Source organism: Cupriavidus sp. IDO, assembly GCF_000812465.1.
GTDB lineage: Bacteria > Pseudomonadota > Gammaproteobacteria > Burkholderiales > Burkholderiaceae > Cupriavidus.
Genome location: NZ_JWMA01000165.1, coordinates 77,776 through 93,788 on the forward strand (window position 1 = coordinate 77,776; position 16,013 = coordinate 93,788).

Sequence of the window (16,013 nt, forward strand, 5' to 3'; positions counted from 1 at the left end):
GCGGTACATTGGCGGCTGTCTCCGGACACGATGGACAACGCACAGCGCCCCGCCACCATGAGATCGCACGCCATCACCACCCTCGCCGAGCTGGAAGCCCTCTACCCACAGCCGGCCGCCCCGTCGCTCGCCAAGCAGGTCGACCACCTGCATCCGCATTACCGCGCATTCATCGAGGCCGCTCCGTTCTGCCTGCTCTCCACCGTCGGCGGGCAATGGGCCGAATGCTCACCGCGCGGCGACGCACCGGGCTTCGTGCAGGTACTGGACGACCGCACGCTACTGATGCCCGACCGGCGCGGCAACAACCGGATCGACAGCCTGCGCAATATCGTCGCCGACCCGCGTGTCGGCCTGCTGTTCGTGATCCCCGGCGTCAATGAGACGATCCGCGTCAACGGCACCGCGCAGATCTCGGTCGACCCTGCCCTGATCGCGCGCTGCCTGGTCGATGGCAAGGCGCCCACCACGGTGCTGGTGATCAGGGTCGAGGCGGTCTTCTTCCAGTGCGCACGCGCGCTGATCCGTTCGCGCCTGTGGGCCGCCGATGCGCAGGTTGCACGCAACACGCTGCCCAGCAACGGCGAGATCCTCGCCACGCTCAGCCAGAACGCCATCGACGGCGCCGCCTACGACCGCGACCTGCCCGAGCGGCAACGCACGACGCTCTACTAGCGCCCGACCCGGAACAACACGGAAATTCCCCCATGTACACGCCCGCCCACTTCTCCAGCGACGACCCCGCGATCATCGACGAGGTCATGCAACGCTATCCGTTCGCCACGCTGTTCGGCAATGACGCGGATGGCACGCCGTTCGCCACCCACCTGCCGGTGGTGGCGCAGCGTGACGGCGATAGCTGGCGGATCGACGCCCACGTGGCGCGCGCCAATCCGCACTGGCGCTGGCTGGAGCAGACGCCGCAGGCGTTGCTGGTGTTCCAGGGGCCGCATGGCTATGTGTCGCCCTCGCTGTATGACCAGAAGCTGTCGGTGCCGACGTGGAACTACGTCGCGGTGCACGTCTATGCCAATGTGGCCACCGTGCACGACGCGGCCGACAAGGATGCACTGCTCAAGCGCCTGATCGGCCGCAACGAGCCGGGCTACGCCGAACAGTGGCGCGGCCTGCCTGAGGACTTCCAGCAGAAGATGCTGGGCGCCATCGTGGGCCTGCGCATCGTGCCGACGCGGGTGGAAGCCAAGTTCAAGCTGAGCCAGAACCGGCCAGCCGGCGATCGTGCCCGCATCCTGGCCGCGCAGCGCGACGGCAACGAGACCGAACGCGACATGGCCGAGTGGATGGCGCGGCTGACCGGCGCCTGAAGCCGGCTGCCTTCAGCCGCGCGGCCGCCACTCCGCCGCGTGCGTGCCGAGCGGCTCGGACGGTAGCGTCCAGCGCGCCGGCGTCTCGGACAGCTGCGCCGCATGGCGCACCACGGTAAGCATGCCGAAGCCCGACGGCAAGACCTCGAGCAGGTCCGCCACATCGTCGATCTTCTGCTCCGGCGCGTGCAGACCGTCCGCCACCCTCCCCAGCCCGCGCAGCCATTGCGCCACCTGCGCGAGCGACACGCGCACATGCCAGCTGCCGCCCTCGACGGCGCGGCGGTGCAGCGCCGCCATCGCCCCGAACGCCAGCAGATACCCCGCCGCGTGATCCAGCACCTGCGCCGGCAGCGGGCGCGGCGCACCGCTGCCCGCAGCCTGCGCTTCGGCGTGATTGAAGCCGGTCGCGGTCTGCACCAGCGAATCGAAGCCCCGCTTGCCCGACCACGGCCCGACATGGCCGTAGGCGCTTAGCGAGACGTAGACGATGCCCGGCCGCGCACGCGCCGCCGCTTCCGGCCCCACGCCCAGTTCGGCGAGTCCGCCGGGGCGATAGCCCTGCACCACCACGTCGGCGCCATGCAGCAGCTTGTGCAGGGTGCGCTTGTCGTCGGGATCGCGCAGGTCGAGCTGGCAGGAACGCTTGCCGCGGCCGGTGTCGATCACCAGCGGTGCGATCGACGGCAGGTGCGCGGCGGTGACCAGCAGCACGTCGGCGCCATGCGCGGCCAGCGTGCGGCCGGCAACCGGCCCGGCGATGATGCGGGTGAAGTCCAGCACGCGCACGTCCGACAGCGGCCGCGCTTCCGGCGAAGCTGGCTCGGGCAAAGGCTGCGGCGGTGCCTCGCCGATGCGCTCGATCGTCACCGGCGGCAGCCCGCGCAATGCCGCGGCCTGCGGGTGCCGGTCCCATTCGTCGAAGCTGCGCATGGCGGCAACCACCATGCCGGCATCGGACGCCGCAGTCTCGAAGGCCTCCGCCTCCCATTTGCCGAGCGCGGCCTGCACCGCGGCCTTGTCGTTGGCACAGCCGAGCAGATGCAGCACGCCGTCGCGGTGATGCGGGAAGTTGGTGTGCAGCCGGACCCAGCGGCCATCGCCGCACTGGTAGGTTCCGGCGATCTTGTCCCACAGTTCGGGCGCGGCGCCGCCGTCCACGCGCAGGTAGCGCTCGCTGCGGAACTCGGTGATGGCATGGCGCATGTCGACGCCGACCTGCTGCCATCGGCCGGTACGCTGGGCCCACAAGGCTGCAGCAGCCAGGGCCGATGCGCTCAGACTGGCCTGAGCGGCCGTGCCGACCGCGAAGCTCGACGGCAGCACCGGCTCGGCCCCGGTCAGGCTGAGATGGCCGAGGGCTTCGGCGGGCATGCCGGCGTCGCGCCAGAGCGCGGCGACGACTTCGGAGGGTTCGGGTGGAACGGGAGAGGTGGCGGAAGTGGCGTTCATGGGGGCGAATCAGGCGAGATTGAGGAAATCCGGCGCGCCGCGCGGCCCGGCGACTGTCTGGCCCTCCATGCTACTCCCGGACGTCACTTCCCGGCACATCCGGCCCGCAACCGTCAAATACAGGGGGAAATCTGCCGTGCTCGCAACGGCCTGCCCCGCTGGCACGGTAAAATCACGGAATTGGCATTCCGCCACGCAAACTCTGCCGTTCCTCCAGCCGGTCAACCGGCGCCACCATGAGCCACGACAACAAGCCTACCGACAGCACGCCCGCCGCTTCCAATTTCCTGCGAAGCATCATCGACCAGGACCTCGCCTCCGGCACCTACGCCGGCCGCCAGGACAACCAGGGCGAGCCGCTGCCGACTGTCATCACCCGTTTTCCGCCGGAGCCCAACGGCTACCTGCACATCGGCCATGCCAAGAGCATCTGCCTGAACTTCGGCATGGCCCGCGACTACGGCGGCCGCTGCCACCTGCGCTTTGACGACACCAACCCGGTCAAGGAAGACACCGAATACGTCGATTCGATCATCGACGCCGTGCACTGGCTGGGCTTTTCCTGGGACAGCCAGGGCAAGGATGGCGAAAAGCACGCGCACCTGTACTACGCCAGCGACTACTTCGACCAGCTCTACGCCTTTGCCGAAAAGCTGATCGAGCGCGGTGCCGCCTACATCGACAGCCAGACCGCCGAGCAGATTGCCGCCAGCCGCGGCAACTTCTCGGAACCGGGCACGCCTTCGCCGTTCCGCGAACGCAGCGTGGCGGAGAACCTGCAGCTGTTCCGCGACATGAAAGCCGGCAAGTACGGCGACGGCGAGCACGTGCTGCGCGCGAAGATCGACATGAGCGCGCCGAACATCGTGATGCGCGACCCGGTCATCTACCGCATCCGCCATGCCCACCACCATCGCACGGGCGACAAGTGGTGCATCTATCCGATGTATGACTTCACGCACTGCATTTCGGACGCGATCGAGAACATCACGCATTCGCTGTGCACGCTGGAGTTCGAGAACAACCGCCCGCTGTACGACTGGGTGCTGGAACACCTGCGCGACTGCGGCGTGTTCCGCGACCCGCTGCCGCACCAGTACGAGTTCGCGCGCCTGAACCTGACCTATGCCATCACCAGCAAGCGCAGGCTCAAGCAGCTGGTCGATGAAAAGCGCGTGGACGGCTGGGACGATCCGCGCATGCCTACCCTCGTCGGCGTGCGCCGCCGCGGCTACACGCCCGAGTCCATCCAGCTGTTCTGCGACCGGATCGGCGTGGCCAAGGCCGACAGCTGGATCGATATGAGCACGCTGGAAGGTGCCGTGCGCGACGACCTGGATGGCCGTGCCGCCCGCGGCGTGGGCGTACTGGACCCGCTGCGCTTGGTGATCGACAACTACCCCGAAGGCCAGAGCGAAGAATGCTCGGCGCCCGTGCATCCCAAGAAGCCGGAGCTGGGCCGCCGCGTGTTCCCGCTGTCGCGCGAACTGTGGATCGAGCGCGAGGACTTCAACGAGACCCCGCCCAAGGGTTACTTCCGCCTGTTCCCGGGCAACAAGGTGCGCCTGAAGTACGGTTATGTCATCGAGTGCACCAGCGTGGACAAGGACGCCGACGGCAACGTCGTGGCCGTGCACGCCAACTACCTGCCCGAAACCAAAAGCGGCACGCCGGGCGCCGACAGCGTCAAGGTGAAGGGCGTGATCCACTGGGTCAGTGCGGCGCATGCATATGAAGCCGAGGTGCGCCTGTACGACCGCCTGTTCAACGACCCGAACCCGGACGCCGGTGGCAAGAACTTCCTGGAAGCGCTGAACCCGGACTCGAAGAAGGTCATCAAGGCCTACCTTGAACCCGGCCTGCGCGAAGCGAAGCCGGAAGACCGCTTCCAGTTCGAGCGGCACGGCTACTTCGTCGCCGACCGCACGGATTCGCGACCGGGCAAGCCTGTCTTCAACCGCATCGTCGGGTTGAAGGACAGCTGGGGCAAGTGATGGCGAAAGCAGGGAAATCCGGCCGCGCTGCCGTGCAGACCATCACCTTCCCGCTGGAAGGCGAATTCATCGCGCTCAATGACCTGCTCAAGCTGGCCGGCGTGTGCGACAGCGGCGGCGCCGGCAAGGCGCTGGTGGCTGCCGGCGAAGTCTCGGTGGACGGCGCGCCCGAATCGCGCAAGACTGCGAAAATTCGTGCCGGCCAGGTCGTCAGCCTGTCCGGCATCGACATCCGCGTGGTCGCGAGCTGATCCGCCGGGCGGGCGGCTTTCAGCGCACGTGAAAGGAAGCCGTCCGAGAAGAAGGGACTGAACCATGCCGATCGCGTTCTGGTGCGTATTGCTGGCGGGCATCCTGCCCCTGGTCACGGTTGCCATCGCCAAGGCCAGCGGCCCCGGCTTCGACAACCATGATCCGCGCGGCTGGCTCGACCAGCAAAGCGGGCGCACCCGCCGCGCCGACATGGCGCACCGGAACCACTTCGAGGCCTTCCCCTTCTTCGCCGCGGCGGTGCTGACCGCCAGCCACCTGGCGGCACCGCAGGCGCGCATCGACGAGTTGGCAATCGTCTTCATCGTCACCCGCGTGCTCTACACCATCTGCTACCTGACCGACCGCGCCACGCTGCGCACGCTTTGCTGGACGATCGGCTACCTGACGGTGGTGGGCATCTTCCTGCTGCCGGTGTTTGTGCACTAGCCTGATGGGAAACGTGAGCACGATGGCGCGAACACTGGCCCTGCTGCTGGCAATGCCCACAGCCGCAGCAACTGCCGCCCCGACCGCCTACACCGTCGACCCGACCCATACTTCCGTCTATTTCGCCACAAGCCACTTCGAGCGCACCTCGGTGCGCGGGCGCTTCGGCAAGATCGAAGGACGGATCGTCTATGACCCGGATACGGGCACCGGGGCGATCGATTTCACGGTCGACACCGGCTCGGTCGATACGGGCAATCGCAGCCTGGATGGCGTGCTGCGCTCAGCACAATTCTTCGATTCGGCCACTTTCCCGGTGGTACGGCTACGCGCGAACCACTTTGTCGCCGAGGGCGGCAAGCTGGTGGCAGTCGAGGGGGAGCTGGAATTGCACGGTGTGACGCACCCGCTACGGCTGGAGGCCGATCGCTTCAGCTGTGGGGAGATTGTGCTGTTCGGCGTGCGCCGCAATGTCTGCGGCGGCGATTTCCATGGCTCGCTGCCCCGCAGCGCCTTTGGCATGACGCGCTTCCTGCCCGAAGTTGGCGATCTCGTCACGCTGCAGATATCGGTCGAGGCATCGCCCGCCGGCGCCGCGGCGCCATGACGGCCGCCAGTCACCTTTAATTGCCGATTCTTTTGTAGAATCAGCGCTTTGCCAAACACCTGCCGCGCCTAGCCGCGTGCCGGCTACGCGAGACAGAAGAATGATCGAGATCCATTCGGGGGACATAGTGGCGGCCGCGCTGGCCGCTGCAGGCGCATGCCTCGCGTGCAGTATTCCCGGCGACTTCCTGCGCAAGTTCCCGCTGTGGGCGGTGCGTACCTACGGCAAGGGCGCCCTGCTGCTGCCCTTCCTGGCCATGACGGTCGGCACCTGGCTGTTCCGGCTCGCCATGGCTGGCCAGGTCGAATCACCCGCGGGGCGGGCAATGGTCGTCGCCGCGGCATTCCTGACCACGGTGCTGTTGGCGGCACTGCTGCGGTACTACCTCAGCGAATATCGCAAGCGCTGATCCGCATGTTGCGGGTGCCCGGATCCGCTTCGGTGCGCCGGACCACAGCCTTCATCCGGCCTTCACACGGCCACGCGCCCGAATCACGTATGATGCGGCCTTTCGCGTCGCGAGCGACGCCTGCCGCAACCTTCACTCCATGGCGCTCAAGTCCACTATTTTCAAAGCCGAGCTGTCCGTGTCCGACATGGACCGGCCCTACTACGGCACCCACGCGCTGACCATTGCCCAGCATCCGTCCGAGAACGACGCCCGCATGATGGTGCGCCTGCTGGCGTTCGCGTGCGAAGCCAGCGAAACGCTCGCGTTCACGCGCGGCCTGGACGAACCTGACGAGCCGGATCTGTGGGACAAGACCCTGACCGGCGAGATCGAGCACTGGGTCGAACTGGGCCAGCCAGACGAAGCCCGCCTCAAGCGCGCCGCCGCACGGGCCAGCCGCGTCACCGTGTACACCTACAACCCGGCCAGCGCGCGCGAGTGGTGGAAAGGCATGGCCGGCAAGGCAAGCAAGCTGCGCAACGTGACGATCTACAATGTGCCCGGAGACGCCGTCGAGGCGCTCGCCGGCATGGCCCAGCGCGCCATGCGCCTGTCGGTCACGATCCAGGACGGCGAAATCTGGGTCAGCGACGACGACCACAACGTGCAACTGACGCTGGACGTGCTCCAGCGTGCCGCTAACTGAGCGAAGCCGGCGCGCTTCGCTCCCCGCCAACCAGTAGTTTTGCCTTTTTTTCAAGGAATACTGCGATGCAAACCACTCCCTCTGGCCTGCAATACGAAGACACCACCGTCGGCGCGGGCGCCGAAGCCACCGCCGGCAAGCACGTGACCGTGCACTACACCGGCTGGCTGTATGAAAATGGCCAGGCTGGCCGCAAGTTCGATTCGAGCAAGGACCGCAACGATCCGTTCGTGTTCCCGCTGGGCGCCGGCCACGTGATCCGCGGCTGGGACGAAGGCGTGCAAGGCATGAAGGTCGGCGGCACCCGACGCCTGGTGATCCCGGCCGATCTCGGCTACGGTGCGCGCGGCGCCGGCGGCGTGATTCCGCCGAACGCGACGCTGCTGTTTGAAGTGGAACTGCTGGCCGTTTAAGCGCTGGCTATCGGGGCGGGCGCCAGCCCGCCTCAGAAACCGATGGCGGCGTTGCCGACATCGACGCGGACCTTGTCACGGTCCAGCAGGCGCGCCGCATGGCGCGCATAATCCTGCGCCCAGGCGGTATCGTTGGTGAAGCGCGCCTCACCCGAGAACTTGGCCACGTTCAGGATCTTGTCGATCACCAGCACCTTGCCCACCGGGCTCGATGCCTGGCAATCCAGCTCGTTGTACTCATGATCGAACCAGCGCCACGCGGCATCTTCGCCGATTGCCGCCAGTTCTGACTGGCTGATCGTGAATTCGAACTCCTTGCCGCTGCCGAACATCACCGTCAGGGTACGCGCCATCGCAGCTTCTCCTTGGTCGCAATGAGGCTTCCATTGTAAGGACACGGCGACCCGGCAGGGCGGCCAATTGCAGTGCTGCCTGATCCCGGACAAGCCGGCATTTGTGTCACTTCTATCGCACCTCGCACGACGGCGCCAGCACCGCCTGGGCGACTTCGCCGCCGGGGGCCTGCGCAAATGCCACCCAGGCCAGCTTGCGCGGCTGGCTTCCCGCCGGCAGCGGCACCCGCCCCGACCACGCCAGCCCTTGCGCAGGCACCGGGAACGGGCCCAGCCAGAGCCGCACCACGCGGTCGTGGTGCAGGGTTGCACCCTGGTTCTCCCCCGCCGCCACTGCCGACTCCAGGCCGTCTTCCACCAGCGCGGCATAGACTTGCAGCGGCCCCGTGCCCTGTGCGGGCTCCGCGCGCAGCGCCAGCTGCATCGCCTGTGCGCCCTCGAACTGCCATCCGGCCGACAGCGCCGCGCCGGCTGGCCGGGCATTGATGGCGGCAATACGGTCGCCGATGGCTGCCGAATCCGGCCAGCGGCGCTCCTCCCTCGCCCCGACAAAGACTTCCGGCGTGTAGACGGTCCGGCTGCCAACCGCTTCGGCCAGCATGCGCTGGCGGGCGGTGAACACCGGGCTGCCGAAGCGGTCGCGCCAGGCCAGGCTGTCCCAGTAGTCCACATGCAATGCCATGGCAATGGCCTGCGTCGGCGGCAGCCGGGATGCACTGCGGCTGAGCCAGCGGTCGGCCGGCGGGCAGCTGTTGCAGCCCTCGGATGTGTAGAGTTCGACCAGCGCCACCCGGTGCGGCGGGCTGGCGTGCATGCAGCTGGCCGGGACTTTGCCGTCCACTGCGGCGGCACCGGGCCCGGACAGCACATACAGACAGGACGCCAGCACGGCGGGGGCCAGATTCCGATGGTGGAGGTTCGACAGGCATGACATGGCTGACTCCTGCGGGGTAACCGTTGTCAGTCGTCCACACCCGCGCCGGCCTTACAGGAAATATGGGCGGAAACTGACACTTATGGCATTTTCACCCTCTGCCTGCGATGCCGCTTTGAATTATGCTTGCACCATGGCCATCACAAGACAGGATCTCGAATCGGATCGGCTGCGCGCCTCGCTGTGCAGCACGCCGCTCGCGTCCTCGCTGCTGCCTGAAGACGTTTTCGAGCGTTCCCTGCTTGACGCCCTCGCCTGCCGGCCCGACGCCGGTCCGCTCAACGGCGACGTCTGGGTGTTCGGCTACGGCTCCCTGATCTGGAATCCGATGGTGGTGCACACCGAGCGCCAGCGCGCCACCGTGCACGGCTACCATCGCGGCTTCTATCTGTACTCCCGCATCAACCGCGGCACCTGGGACAACCCCGGCCTGGTGCTGGGCCTGGACCGCGGCGGCTGCTGCCATGGCATGGTGTTCCGCATCCCCAGCCACATGATCGAGCAGGAGTTCCGCCTGCTCTGGCGCCGCGAGATGCTGACCGGCGCCTACCACCCGCGCTGGCTGCGCATCCGCATGGGCGGCCCGGACGCGCCCGAGCAACGCGCGCTGGCCTTCGTCATGAACCGCGAGCACGAAGGCTATGCGGGTCGCCTGCCCGATAGCCGCGTAGTGGAGCGCCTGCGCCACGCGACCGGCCTGTACGGGCCGGCACGCGAATACCTGCAGCAAACCCTGCTCGGCCTGGCCACCAACGGCGTCGACGATCCCTACCTCGGCCGGCTGTGGCGCCAGCTTCAGGAGGACGATGCAGCCGACGCCGCCAGGGCTTCGGCCGCCGCCCATTCCACCGAGGCCAACGGCAAGGAAGTACCATTGCCGGCGCGCCCGCACGAAACCGTCTGAGTCAGGAACCGCCATGACGCGCCCCGCCGCCCGCACCCGCAGACAGACGCTTGGCGAGATGCTCGGGTTGATGGGCCTGCTGATGGGCGGCGCACTGCTGGCCGGACAAGGCGGCCAGACTCTCGCGGCACGGCCTTCATCGGCAGGCAGTGCGCCCTACCCGCCCCGCGGCCAGCGCGGCGACTCCAACCATGCCGCGGCACGGAACGACAGCATCAGCGCCCTGGATCGGAACCTGATTACCGCTGCATCCGGCGGCGATCTGGAACTGGTCAATCGCCTGATCGCCGCAGGCGCCTCACCGCAGGCCGTGGACGAACGCGGACGCAGTGCCCTGCTGGCGGCGGTCTACAACCGGCATGGCGACGTGGCCCGGAGCCTTGTGCTGGCCGGCGCGGACGTGAACCGCAAGGACACCGAATCGAACAGCCCCTTCCTGCTGGCCGCCTCGACCGGCCAGGCCGACGTGGTGCGGCTGGCCATGGCGCACGGCGCCGACCTGGCCAGCACCGACCGCTATGACGGGACGGCACTGATCGCCGCCAGCCAGCACGGCAATACCGAAGTGGTGAAGCTGCTGCTCAAGGGCGGAATCGCGGTCGACCACGTCAACCAGCTCGGCTGGACCGCGCTGCTTGAAGCCGTGATCCTGGGAGACGGCAGCGCGCCCTACGAGGAAATCGTGCAGTTGCTGCTGGATGCCGGCGCGGACGCCAACCTGGCCGACCGCGAAGGCGTGACCCCGACGCGGCATGCACGTGAGCGGGGCTACAAGACGATGGTGAAGATGTTGATGCGCGCGCGCGGGCACTGAGCCCGCGCACGGGGAACTGCGTCAGGCCGCAGCTGGCTTGGCAGAGCCTTCACTGCGCGCGTTCTCGCTTTCCTGCAGCTGACGCCACATCACCTTGCCCGTGCCCGACTTGGGCAGCGCATCGACAAACTCCACCACGCGCGGGTACTTGTAGGCGGCCATGTTTTCCTTGGCCCATTCGATGATCTGCTCGGGCGTGGTCTTGCCTTTGGCGTGGGCGCGCAGCACCACCACGGCCTTGACCGTCTCGCCGCGATACGCGTCGCGCGTGCCGATGATGCAGGCTTCCTGCACGTCGGGATGCTTGTACAGCAGGTTCTCCACCTCGGCCGGCCAGACCTTGAAGCCCGACGCGTTGATCATGCGCTTGAGGCGGTCGGTGATGAAGTAGTAGCCCTCTTCGTCCATGCGCCCCAGGTCGCCGGTGCGGAAGAAGGTCTTGCCTTCGAATTCGATGAAGGCATCGCGCGTCGCGTCTTCCTTGCCCCAGTAGCCCTTGAACACCTGCGGTCCACTCACGATGATCTCGCCGACTTCATTGGGCGGCAGCTCCTTGAGCGTAACGGGATCGATCACGCGCGCGTCGGTGTTGAAAGTCGGCACGCCCAGGCACTGCAGCTTGGGGCGGTCGGACGGATTGCTGTGGGTTGGCGCCATGGTCTCGGACAGCCCGTAGCCTTCCAGGTAGCTCAGTCCGAACTGTTCACGCAGGCGCTCGGCCACCGCCTGCGGCATGGCCGCGCCGCCACCGCCGATATAGCGCAGGCTCGACAGGTTGAACTCGGCCAGGTTCGGGCTGGCGAGGAAGTCGATCACCATAGTCGGGATGTTGGTCCAGTGCGTGACCTGGTAGCGCGAGATCAGGCGGCCCGCCACTTCGCGGTCCCAGCGCGGCAGCATCACCACCGTGGCGCCGCTGTAGATCGGGCCGTTCATGCCGTACTGCATGCCGGTGACGTGGAACAGCGGCAGCACCGACAGGATCACGGATTCTGCGCCGGCGCCTGACCAGGTGGCGCCGCCAACGATGTTGTGCATGACCGAGCGATGCGTATGGATGCAGCCCTTCGGGAAGCCGGTGGTGCCCGAGGTGTAGGGCATCACGGCCAGGTCATCGGGGCCCGCGGTATGCGGCCCCGGCTGCAGGCCGGCGCCGAGCGCCTCGGCCCAGGCGGTAGCCCCGGCGGGCAGCGGATGCTGCGTGGTCAGCCAGGCAGCCGGCGCGTCTTCCGGATGCTCGTGGCGCGGCGGCAGTGCGTCCGAATACTGGGTCACGAGCAGATGCTGCAGGCGCTGCGCCGGTTCCAGTTCGGCAACGGCCTGTTCGACACCGGCCGCCAGGTCCGCCGTGCAGATCGCCACGCGCGCCTGCGCGTCGGTCACGTAGTGCTTGAATTCCTCGGCGCGGTTCATCGGGTTGACCGGCACCACCACGGCGTCGGCACGCAGGATCGCGTAGTAGCTGACGATGAACTGCGGGCAGTTCTGCATGTACAGCAGCACCCGGTCGCCCTTCTTCACGCCCGCCTTCTGCTGCAGCCAGCCGGCCAGCGCGGTGGCCTGCTCCTCCAGTTCGCGGAAAGTGACGGTATTGCCGAAATAGCGGATTGCCGCCTTGTCGGCGTAGCGCAGCGCGGAGACCTCCAGGTTGTACCAGAGCGAAGTCTCCGGCAGCACGATCGCGGTCGGCAGGCGCTTGGGCCAGAACTGGAAATGCGGGCGGGCGGGGGTCTGCATGAGGGAGTCTCCTGTTTGGCCTGTGCGACCTGATATTGAAATCGTCAAAGAATATAACCGAACGATCGTTCTATTTTCAACCGGTGTCTTCCCGGAGAGGATCGCAATGATGTAAGCGCAGCGGCGGCTTGCCGTTGCATTTGGCGGCTTCGCCCTCACAATAGGACTATCCATGGCCGCTTTGCGCCCAATCCCCAAGGCACTCTCATGAGCGATGTAACCCTGCAGAATTTTGAAGCCGACGTCATCGAGGCATCCCGCCAGGCCCCGGTCCTTGTGGATTTCTGGGCACCCTGGTGCGGCCCGTGCCGCACGCTTGGCCCGATGCTGGAAAAGCTGGAAGCCGAAGCCGGGGGCAAGTGGACGCTGACCAAGGTCAATGTCGATGAGAACCAGGAGCTGGCCGCGCACTTCGGAGTGCGCAGCATTCCACACGTGGTGGCGATTGCCGATGGCCAGGCGGTCGATCAGTTCGTCGGCGTGCTGCCCGAATCGGGATTGCGGGAATTCATCGGGCGCCTGATGCCCAACCCCGCCCAGGTCGCGCTGCATGAAGCGCTGGCACTTGCCGCGGACGGCGACCGCCCTGCGGCAAAGGCTGCATTCCAGTCAGTGCTGGCGCTCGACCCGGGCTTCGACGCCGCCCGCTTTGCCTATATCGGCTTCCTGCTCGACGACAATGCGCTGACCGAGGCCCAGGCCGAGTTCGACAAGCTCACGCCTGCTGCCGCACAGGAAGATACCTATGCGGCGCTGCGCACGCGCATGGATGCCATGCAGGGGGTTGCCGCCCTGCCGGACGAAGGCACGCTGACCGGCCGCATTGCCGCCAATCCCGCCGACCTGCCTGCCCGTCTCGACCTGGCGCGGCTGCTGATCGCGCGCCAGCACTACGAGCCGGCGCTGGAGCAGTTGCTGGCGATCGTGCGCACCGACCGGGAATTCGAGGAAGACATCGGCCGCAAGACCATGCTGTCGGTCTTTGACCTGCTGGCGGACCAGCCCGAGGTGGTATCGCGCTGGCGCCGGCAGTTGAGCACATCGCTCAACTGAGCCCGAACAGCGGCTTCGGGAACGGTAAACTGGCGGGCCTGTCCCGCCTTTTCTTTTCCGGTCCGAGCTGTCCGCCATGAACATCCCCGCCCCTCGCCTCATCGATTTCAACGCCATCACCCCGGCGCCGACGCACGACCGCCCACGCCCGGACCGGCTGGTTGCCGGCAATCCGGACCGCACCACCTGGACGCATTACAGCGCACAGCACGGGGATTTCGACTGCGGGATCTGGGCATGCGAGCCGGGCGCGTGGCGGATCGCCTTTCCGGCCGGCAAGGAGGAGTTCTTCCACGTCATCAGCGGGCGCATCCGCATCAGCGACGATGCCGGCCAGGCCAGCGAGTTCGGCCCGGGCAACGCGTGCGTCATTCCGGCCGGCTTTACCGGCCTGTTCGAAGTGCTGGAGCCGGTGCGGAAGTATTTCGTGGTGATCGACCGCGAGGCCGCGCGGCCGGACTGAGGCCAGGGTCAGGCCGGCGCTTCGATCAGGGAGAAGCCGTTCTCGCGCATGTGCCCGACCATCATCGCGTCCATCGACCTGACATGGTGATCGAACCAGCCCGAGAGTTCAGCCACCAGCCGGCGGCCCAGTTCCAGCGCATTATCCTGCGCGACCTTGTCCCGCACCGCGGCCGCTACCGCGAGCACCTGCTGGTGCTCGCCGGCATGGCAGTGGCGCGGGCCGAAGCCCATTGCCTCCATCCAGGCCTCTTCCTGCGCGAAGTGGTGGCGCGTGTGGTCGATCCACTCGTCCATTGCGGCCAGGAATCCGGCGTCGTCGGCGCGGGCTGCGGCATCGAGCAGCTGCACGAATTCGGCATGGGTGGCATCGGTCACCGGCTCGCCGAGGTGAAGGTCTTCGGGCAGGCCGGCGGAGGAGAGCTGGGCTTGAGCGGTCATGGCGCGGACGGCGGGGGAAAAGCGAAAGGATACCGAATCCGGCATCACCGGACCTGATCTGGCGCAAATCACGGCGGCCGCTCGATCTGGCCAGCGCGGGGTATGCTTGCGGCTATCCGGCCGGATCCGGCACCTCTTCGATTCCCCTGCAGCCCACCGATGCCCCGACTCCTCTTCTTCTGCGGCCATGCCGGCACCGGCAAGTCGACCCTGGCCCATCGCCTGATCAGCCCGCTGATGCAGCGCACCGGCGAACCATTCTGCCTGCTGGACAAGGACACGCTGTACGGCCGCTATAGCGCCGCCGCGATGGCCGCCATCACCGGCGACCCCAATGATCGCGACAGCCCTGCCTACCTGGAAAACCTGCGCGATCCGGAGTACCACGGCCTGCTCGATACGGCGCGCGAGAACCTGGTGCTCGGCATTAGCGTGCTCGTGGTCGGCCCCTTGTCGCGCGAGGTGCGTGGCCACCTGCTGAACGACCCGGCCTGGCTGCATCTGCCGCCGGGCACCACCACGCAAACGGTCTGGGTGCACCTGCCGGAAGACGAGGCCCACGCGCGCATCATCCGGCGCGGCAACCCCAATGACGCCTACAAGCTTGCCCACTGGGACGCCTACCGCACGCGCCGCTTCATGCCGGCGCCAGCGGATTACCCCGAATTGATCTTTTTCGACAACCTGGCGCCGGGCGAGGCCGAGCTGGAGGCGCTGCTGGCCGCGCTGAGCGCCTGATTTCTAACGTATTGCAATCGCGCTGATGACGGCCGATGCGGCGACGAAGCCGAATACCGCCGTCACCGCCACCGACGAGCCAAACCCGGCGCAGGCCAGTCCCTGCGGCCCGTGCTGCGGCGCCGGGGCTTCAGCGGGCGGGGCTTCGTCGATCTCGCAGGCCTGCTGTTCCGGCTCCGGGTACTGCAGCGGCTCGTCGGAATAGACCGCGGCGATGCCGAACTTCTTCTTCGGATCGCGCGTAAAGCCCCACTCCTTGCGCAGGCCGGCGCGCACCTTGGAAAGCAGCGGATCCTGGATGGTGCGGGCGAGGTCGTCGATGCGCACGCGGGTCGGGTCGAGCTGGCCGCCGGCGCCGCCGCAGGTGATCACGGGCACGCCCTGGCGCCTTGCCCAGCCAAGCATGGCGGTCTTGACGCGAACCGAGTCGATGGCGTCGATGACGTAGTCGTAGCCGGCGCCGAGCAGGTCGGCGAAGTTCTCGGTCGTCACGAAATCGTCGATCTGGCGGACCCGGCAGCGCGGGTTGATCGCCACCATGCGCTCGGCCATCGCTTCCACCTTGGCGCGCCCGTAGGCGTCGCCCAGCGCGTGGATCTGCCGGTTGGTGTTGGACAGTGCGATATGGTCCAGGTCGATCAGCGTGACGCGGCCTACCGCGTTGCGGGCCAGGGCCTCGGCGGCCCAGCTGCCCACGCCGCCGATGCCAACCACGCAGACGTGGGCGGCTTCCAGCCGCGCCAGGCCGGCGGCGCCATAGAGCCGGGCCACGCCGCCGAAGCGCCGGTGGTAATCGTCATCGGCCGGCGTTTCGTGCGTCAGCGGCTCGGGCAACCCGGGCAGGTGCGTCTGGTCAGGAACGGCGTGGTTCATGCTGGCAGGTCGGATCGGGCACAGATCACGGCAGATCTGCACACAAAAGTAGCGAAAACAGGTGTTTGTCGCACTACCATGTCAGCCATCACCCGACAGGTAAGCGAAGCGCGCAAC

At 67.3% G+C, this 16,013-nt stretch carries 20 protein-coding genes; 14 read left to right on the forward strand and 6 right to left on the reverse strand.

Annotation, left to right across the window (positions count from 1 at the left end):
• Positions 1–57 precede the first annotated feature (57 nt).
• Positions 58–675 carry a pyridoxamine 5'-phosphate oxidase family protein gene (locus tag RM96_RS30750; protein ID WP_039015584.1) on the forward strand — a complete coding sequence of 206 codons (618 nt, stop codon included), beginning with the start codon at positions 58–60 and terminating at the stop codon, positions 673–675.
• Between the two features lie 32 nt (positions 676–707).
• Complete coding sequence (locus RM96_RS30755; RefSeq protein WP_039015515.1) at positions 708–1,325, forward strand: FMN-binding negative transcriptional regulator; 618 nt, start codon at positions 708–710, stop codon at positions 1,323–1,325.
• Between the two features lie 12 nt (positions 1,326–1,337).
• Here the strand turns inward: RM96_RS30755 and RM96_RS30760 are convergent, their stop codons facing one another.
• Entirely contained in the window at positions 1,338–2,777 is a 1,440-nt protein-coding gene (locus tag RM96_RS30760; protein WP_039015516.1) for a CoA transferase, read from the reverse strand.
• A 236-nt stretch (positions 2,778–3,013) separates the two neighbouring features.
• On the opposite strand from RM96_RS30760, the gene RM96_RS30770 reads away from it, so the two are divergent.
• From RM96_RS30770 to RM96_RS30800, 7 genes are all read left to right on the forward strand, one after another.
• On the forward strand, positions 3,014–4,771 hold the full coding sequence (locus RM96_RS30770; protein ID WP_039015518.1) for a glutamine--tRNA ligase/YqeY domain fusion protein: 1,758 nt from the start codon (positions 3,014–3,016) through the stop codon (positions 4,769–4,771).
• Positions 4,771–5,022: an RNA-binding S4 domain-containing protein gene (locus RM96_RS30775; RefSeq protein WP_193752558.1), complete on the forward strand. Its 252-nt coding sequence runs from the start codon at positions 4,771–4,773 to the stop codon at positions 5,020–5,022. The genes RM96_RS30770 and RM96_RS30775 overlap by 1 nt, the downstream gene beginning before the upstream one ends.
• A 64-nt stretch (positions 5,023–5,086) precedes the next feature.
• Entirely contained in the window at positions 5,087–5,470 is a 384-nt protein-coding gene (locus RM96_RS30780; protein ID WP_039015519.1) for an MAPEG family protein, read from the forward strand.
• 22 nt (positions 5,471–5,492) lie between these two features.
• Entirely contained in the window at positions 5,493–6,077 is a 585-nt protein-coding gene (locus RM96_RS30785; RefSeq protein ID WP_039015520.1) for a YceI family protein, read from the forward strand.
• A gap of 100 nt (positions 6,078–6,177) precedes the next feature.
• Positions 6,178–6,486 (forward strand): hypothetical protein, encoded by a 309-nt coding sequence (locus RM96_RS30790; RefSeq protein ID WP_039015521.1) that lies wholly within the window; start codon positions 6,178–6,180, stop codon positions 6,484–6,486.
• Between the two features lie 139 nt (positions 6,487–6,625).
• Entirely contained in the window at positions 6,626–7,174 is a 549-nt protein-coding gene (locus RM96_RS30795; RefSeq protein ID WP_039015522.1) for a YaeQ family protein, read from the forward strand.
• A 65-nt stretch (positions 7,175–7,239) separates the two neighbouring features.
• Positions 7,240–7,587, forward strand: a complete 348-nt coding sequence (locus RM96_RS30800) for an FKBP-type peptidyl-prolyl cis-trans isomerase (protein ID WP_039015523.1) — start codon at positions 7,240–7,242, stop codon at positions 7,585–7,587.
• 32 nt (positions 7,588–7,619) lie between these two features.
• On the opposite strand, the gene RM96_RS30805 is transcribed toward RM96_RS30800, so the two are convergent.
• Together RM96_RS30805 and RM96_RS30810 are read right to left on the reverse strand one after the other, a co-directional pair.
• Positions 7,620–7,940 (reverse strand): hypothetical protein, encoded by a 321-nt coding sequence (locus RM96_RS30805; RefSeq protein ID WP_039015524.1) that lies wholly within the window; start codon positions 7,938–7,940, stop codon positions 7,620–7,622.
• Positions 7,941–8,052: 112 nt separating this feature from the next.
• The gene (locus RM96_RS30810) at positions 8,053–8,874 is read right to left on the reverse strand and encodes a DUF1223 domain-containing protein (RefSeq protein ID WP_039015525.1); all 822 of its coding nucleotides are present in this window, start codon (positions 8,872–8,874) and stop codon (positions 8,053–8,055) included.
• A gap of 133 nt (positions 8,875–9,007) precedes the next feature.
• Between RM96_RS30810 and RM96_RS30815 the strand changes: the two genes are divergently transcribed.
• Together RM96_RS30815 and RM96_RS30820 are read left to right on the forward strand one after the other, a co-directional pair.
• Positions 9,008–9,778 (forward strand): gamma-glutamylcyclotransferase, encoded by a 771-nt coding sequence (locus RM96_RS30815; RefSeq protein ID WP_039015586.1) that lies wholly within the window; start codon positions 9,008–9,010, stop codon positions 9,776–9,778.
• A gap of 13 nt (positions 9,779–9,791) precedes the next feature.
• Positions 9,792–10,592, forward strand: coding sequence for an ankyrin repeat domain-containing protein (locus tag RM96_RS30820; protein ID WP_082016795.1), 801 nt, complete (start codon positions 9,792–9,794; stop codon positions 10,590–10,592).
• A 21-nt stretch (positions 10,593–10,613) separates the two neighbouring features.
• Here RM96_RS30820 and RM96_RS30825 read toward each other — a convergent pair whose 3' ends face one another.
• Positions 10,614–12,329, reverse strand: a complete 1,716-nt coding sequence (locus RM96_RS30825) for a long-chain fatty acid--CoA ligase (RefSeq protein WP_039015526.1) — start codon at positions 12,327–12,329, stop codon at positions 10,614–10,616.
• Positions 12,330–12,536: 207 nt separating this feature from the next.
• On the opposite strand from RM96_RS30825, the gene trxA reads away from it, so the two are divergent.
• Both trxA and RM96_RS30835 read left to right on the forward strand, forming a co-directional pair.
• Positions 12,537–13,382 carry a thioredoxin gene (gene trxA, locus RM96_RS30830; RefSeq protein ID WP_039015527.1) on the forward strand — a complete coding sequence of 282 codons (846 nt, stop codon included), beginning with the start codon at positions 12,537–12,539 and terminating at the stop codon, positions 13,380–13,382.
• Positions 13,383–13,464: 82 nt separating this feature from the next.
• Positions 13,465–13,845: a cupin domain-containing protein gene (locus RM96_RS30835; protein WP_039015588.1), complete on the forward strand. Its 381-nt coding sequence runs from the start codon at positions 13,465–13,467 to the stop codon at positions 13,843–13,845.
• 8 nt (positions 13,846–13,853) lie between these two features.
• Here RM96_RS30835 and RM96_RS30840 read toward each other — a convergent pair whose 3' ends face one another.
• Complete coding sequence (locus RM96_RS30840) at positions 13,854–14,285, reverse strand: bacteriohemerythrin (RefSeq protein ID WP_039015589.1); 432 nt, start codon at positions 14,283–14,285, stop codon at positions 13,854–13,856.
• Positions 14,286–14,444: 159 nt separating this feature from the next.
• Here RM96_RS30840 and RM96_RS30845 point away from each other — a divergent pair, with 159 nt between their 5' ends.
• Complete coding sequence (locus RM96_RS30845) at positions 14,445–15,023, forward strand: AAA family ATPase (RefSeq protein ID WP_039015528.1); 579 nt, start codon at positions 14,445–14,447, stop codon at positions 15,021–15,023.
• A gap of 3 nt (positions 15,024–15,026) precedes the next feature.
• Here RM96_RS30845 and tcdA read toward each other — a convergent pair whose 3' ends face one another.
• A complete protein-coding gene (gene tcdA, locus RM96_RS30850) occupies positions 15,027–15,896 on the reverse strand; it encodes a tRNA cyclic N6-threonylcarbamoyladenosine(37) synthase TcdA (protein WP_082016796.1) in 870 nt (289 codons plus the stop codon).
• Between the last annotated feature and the right edge of the window lie 117 nt (positions 15,897–16,013).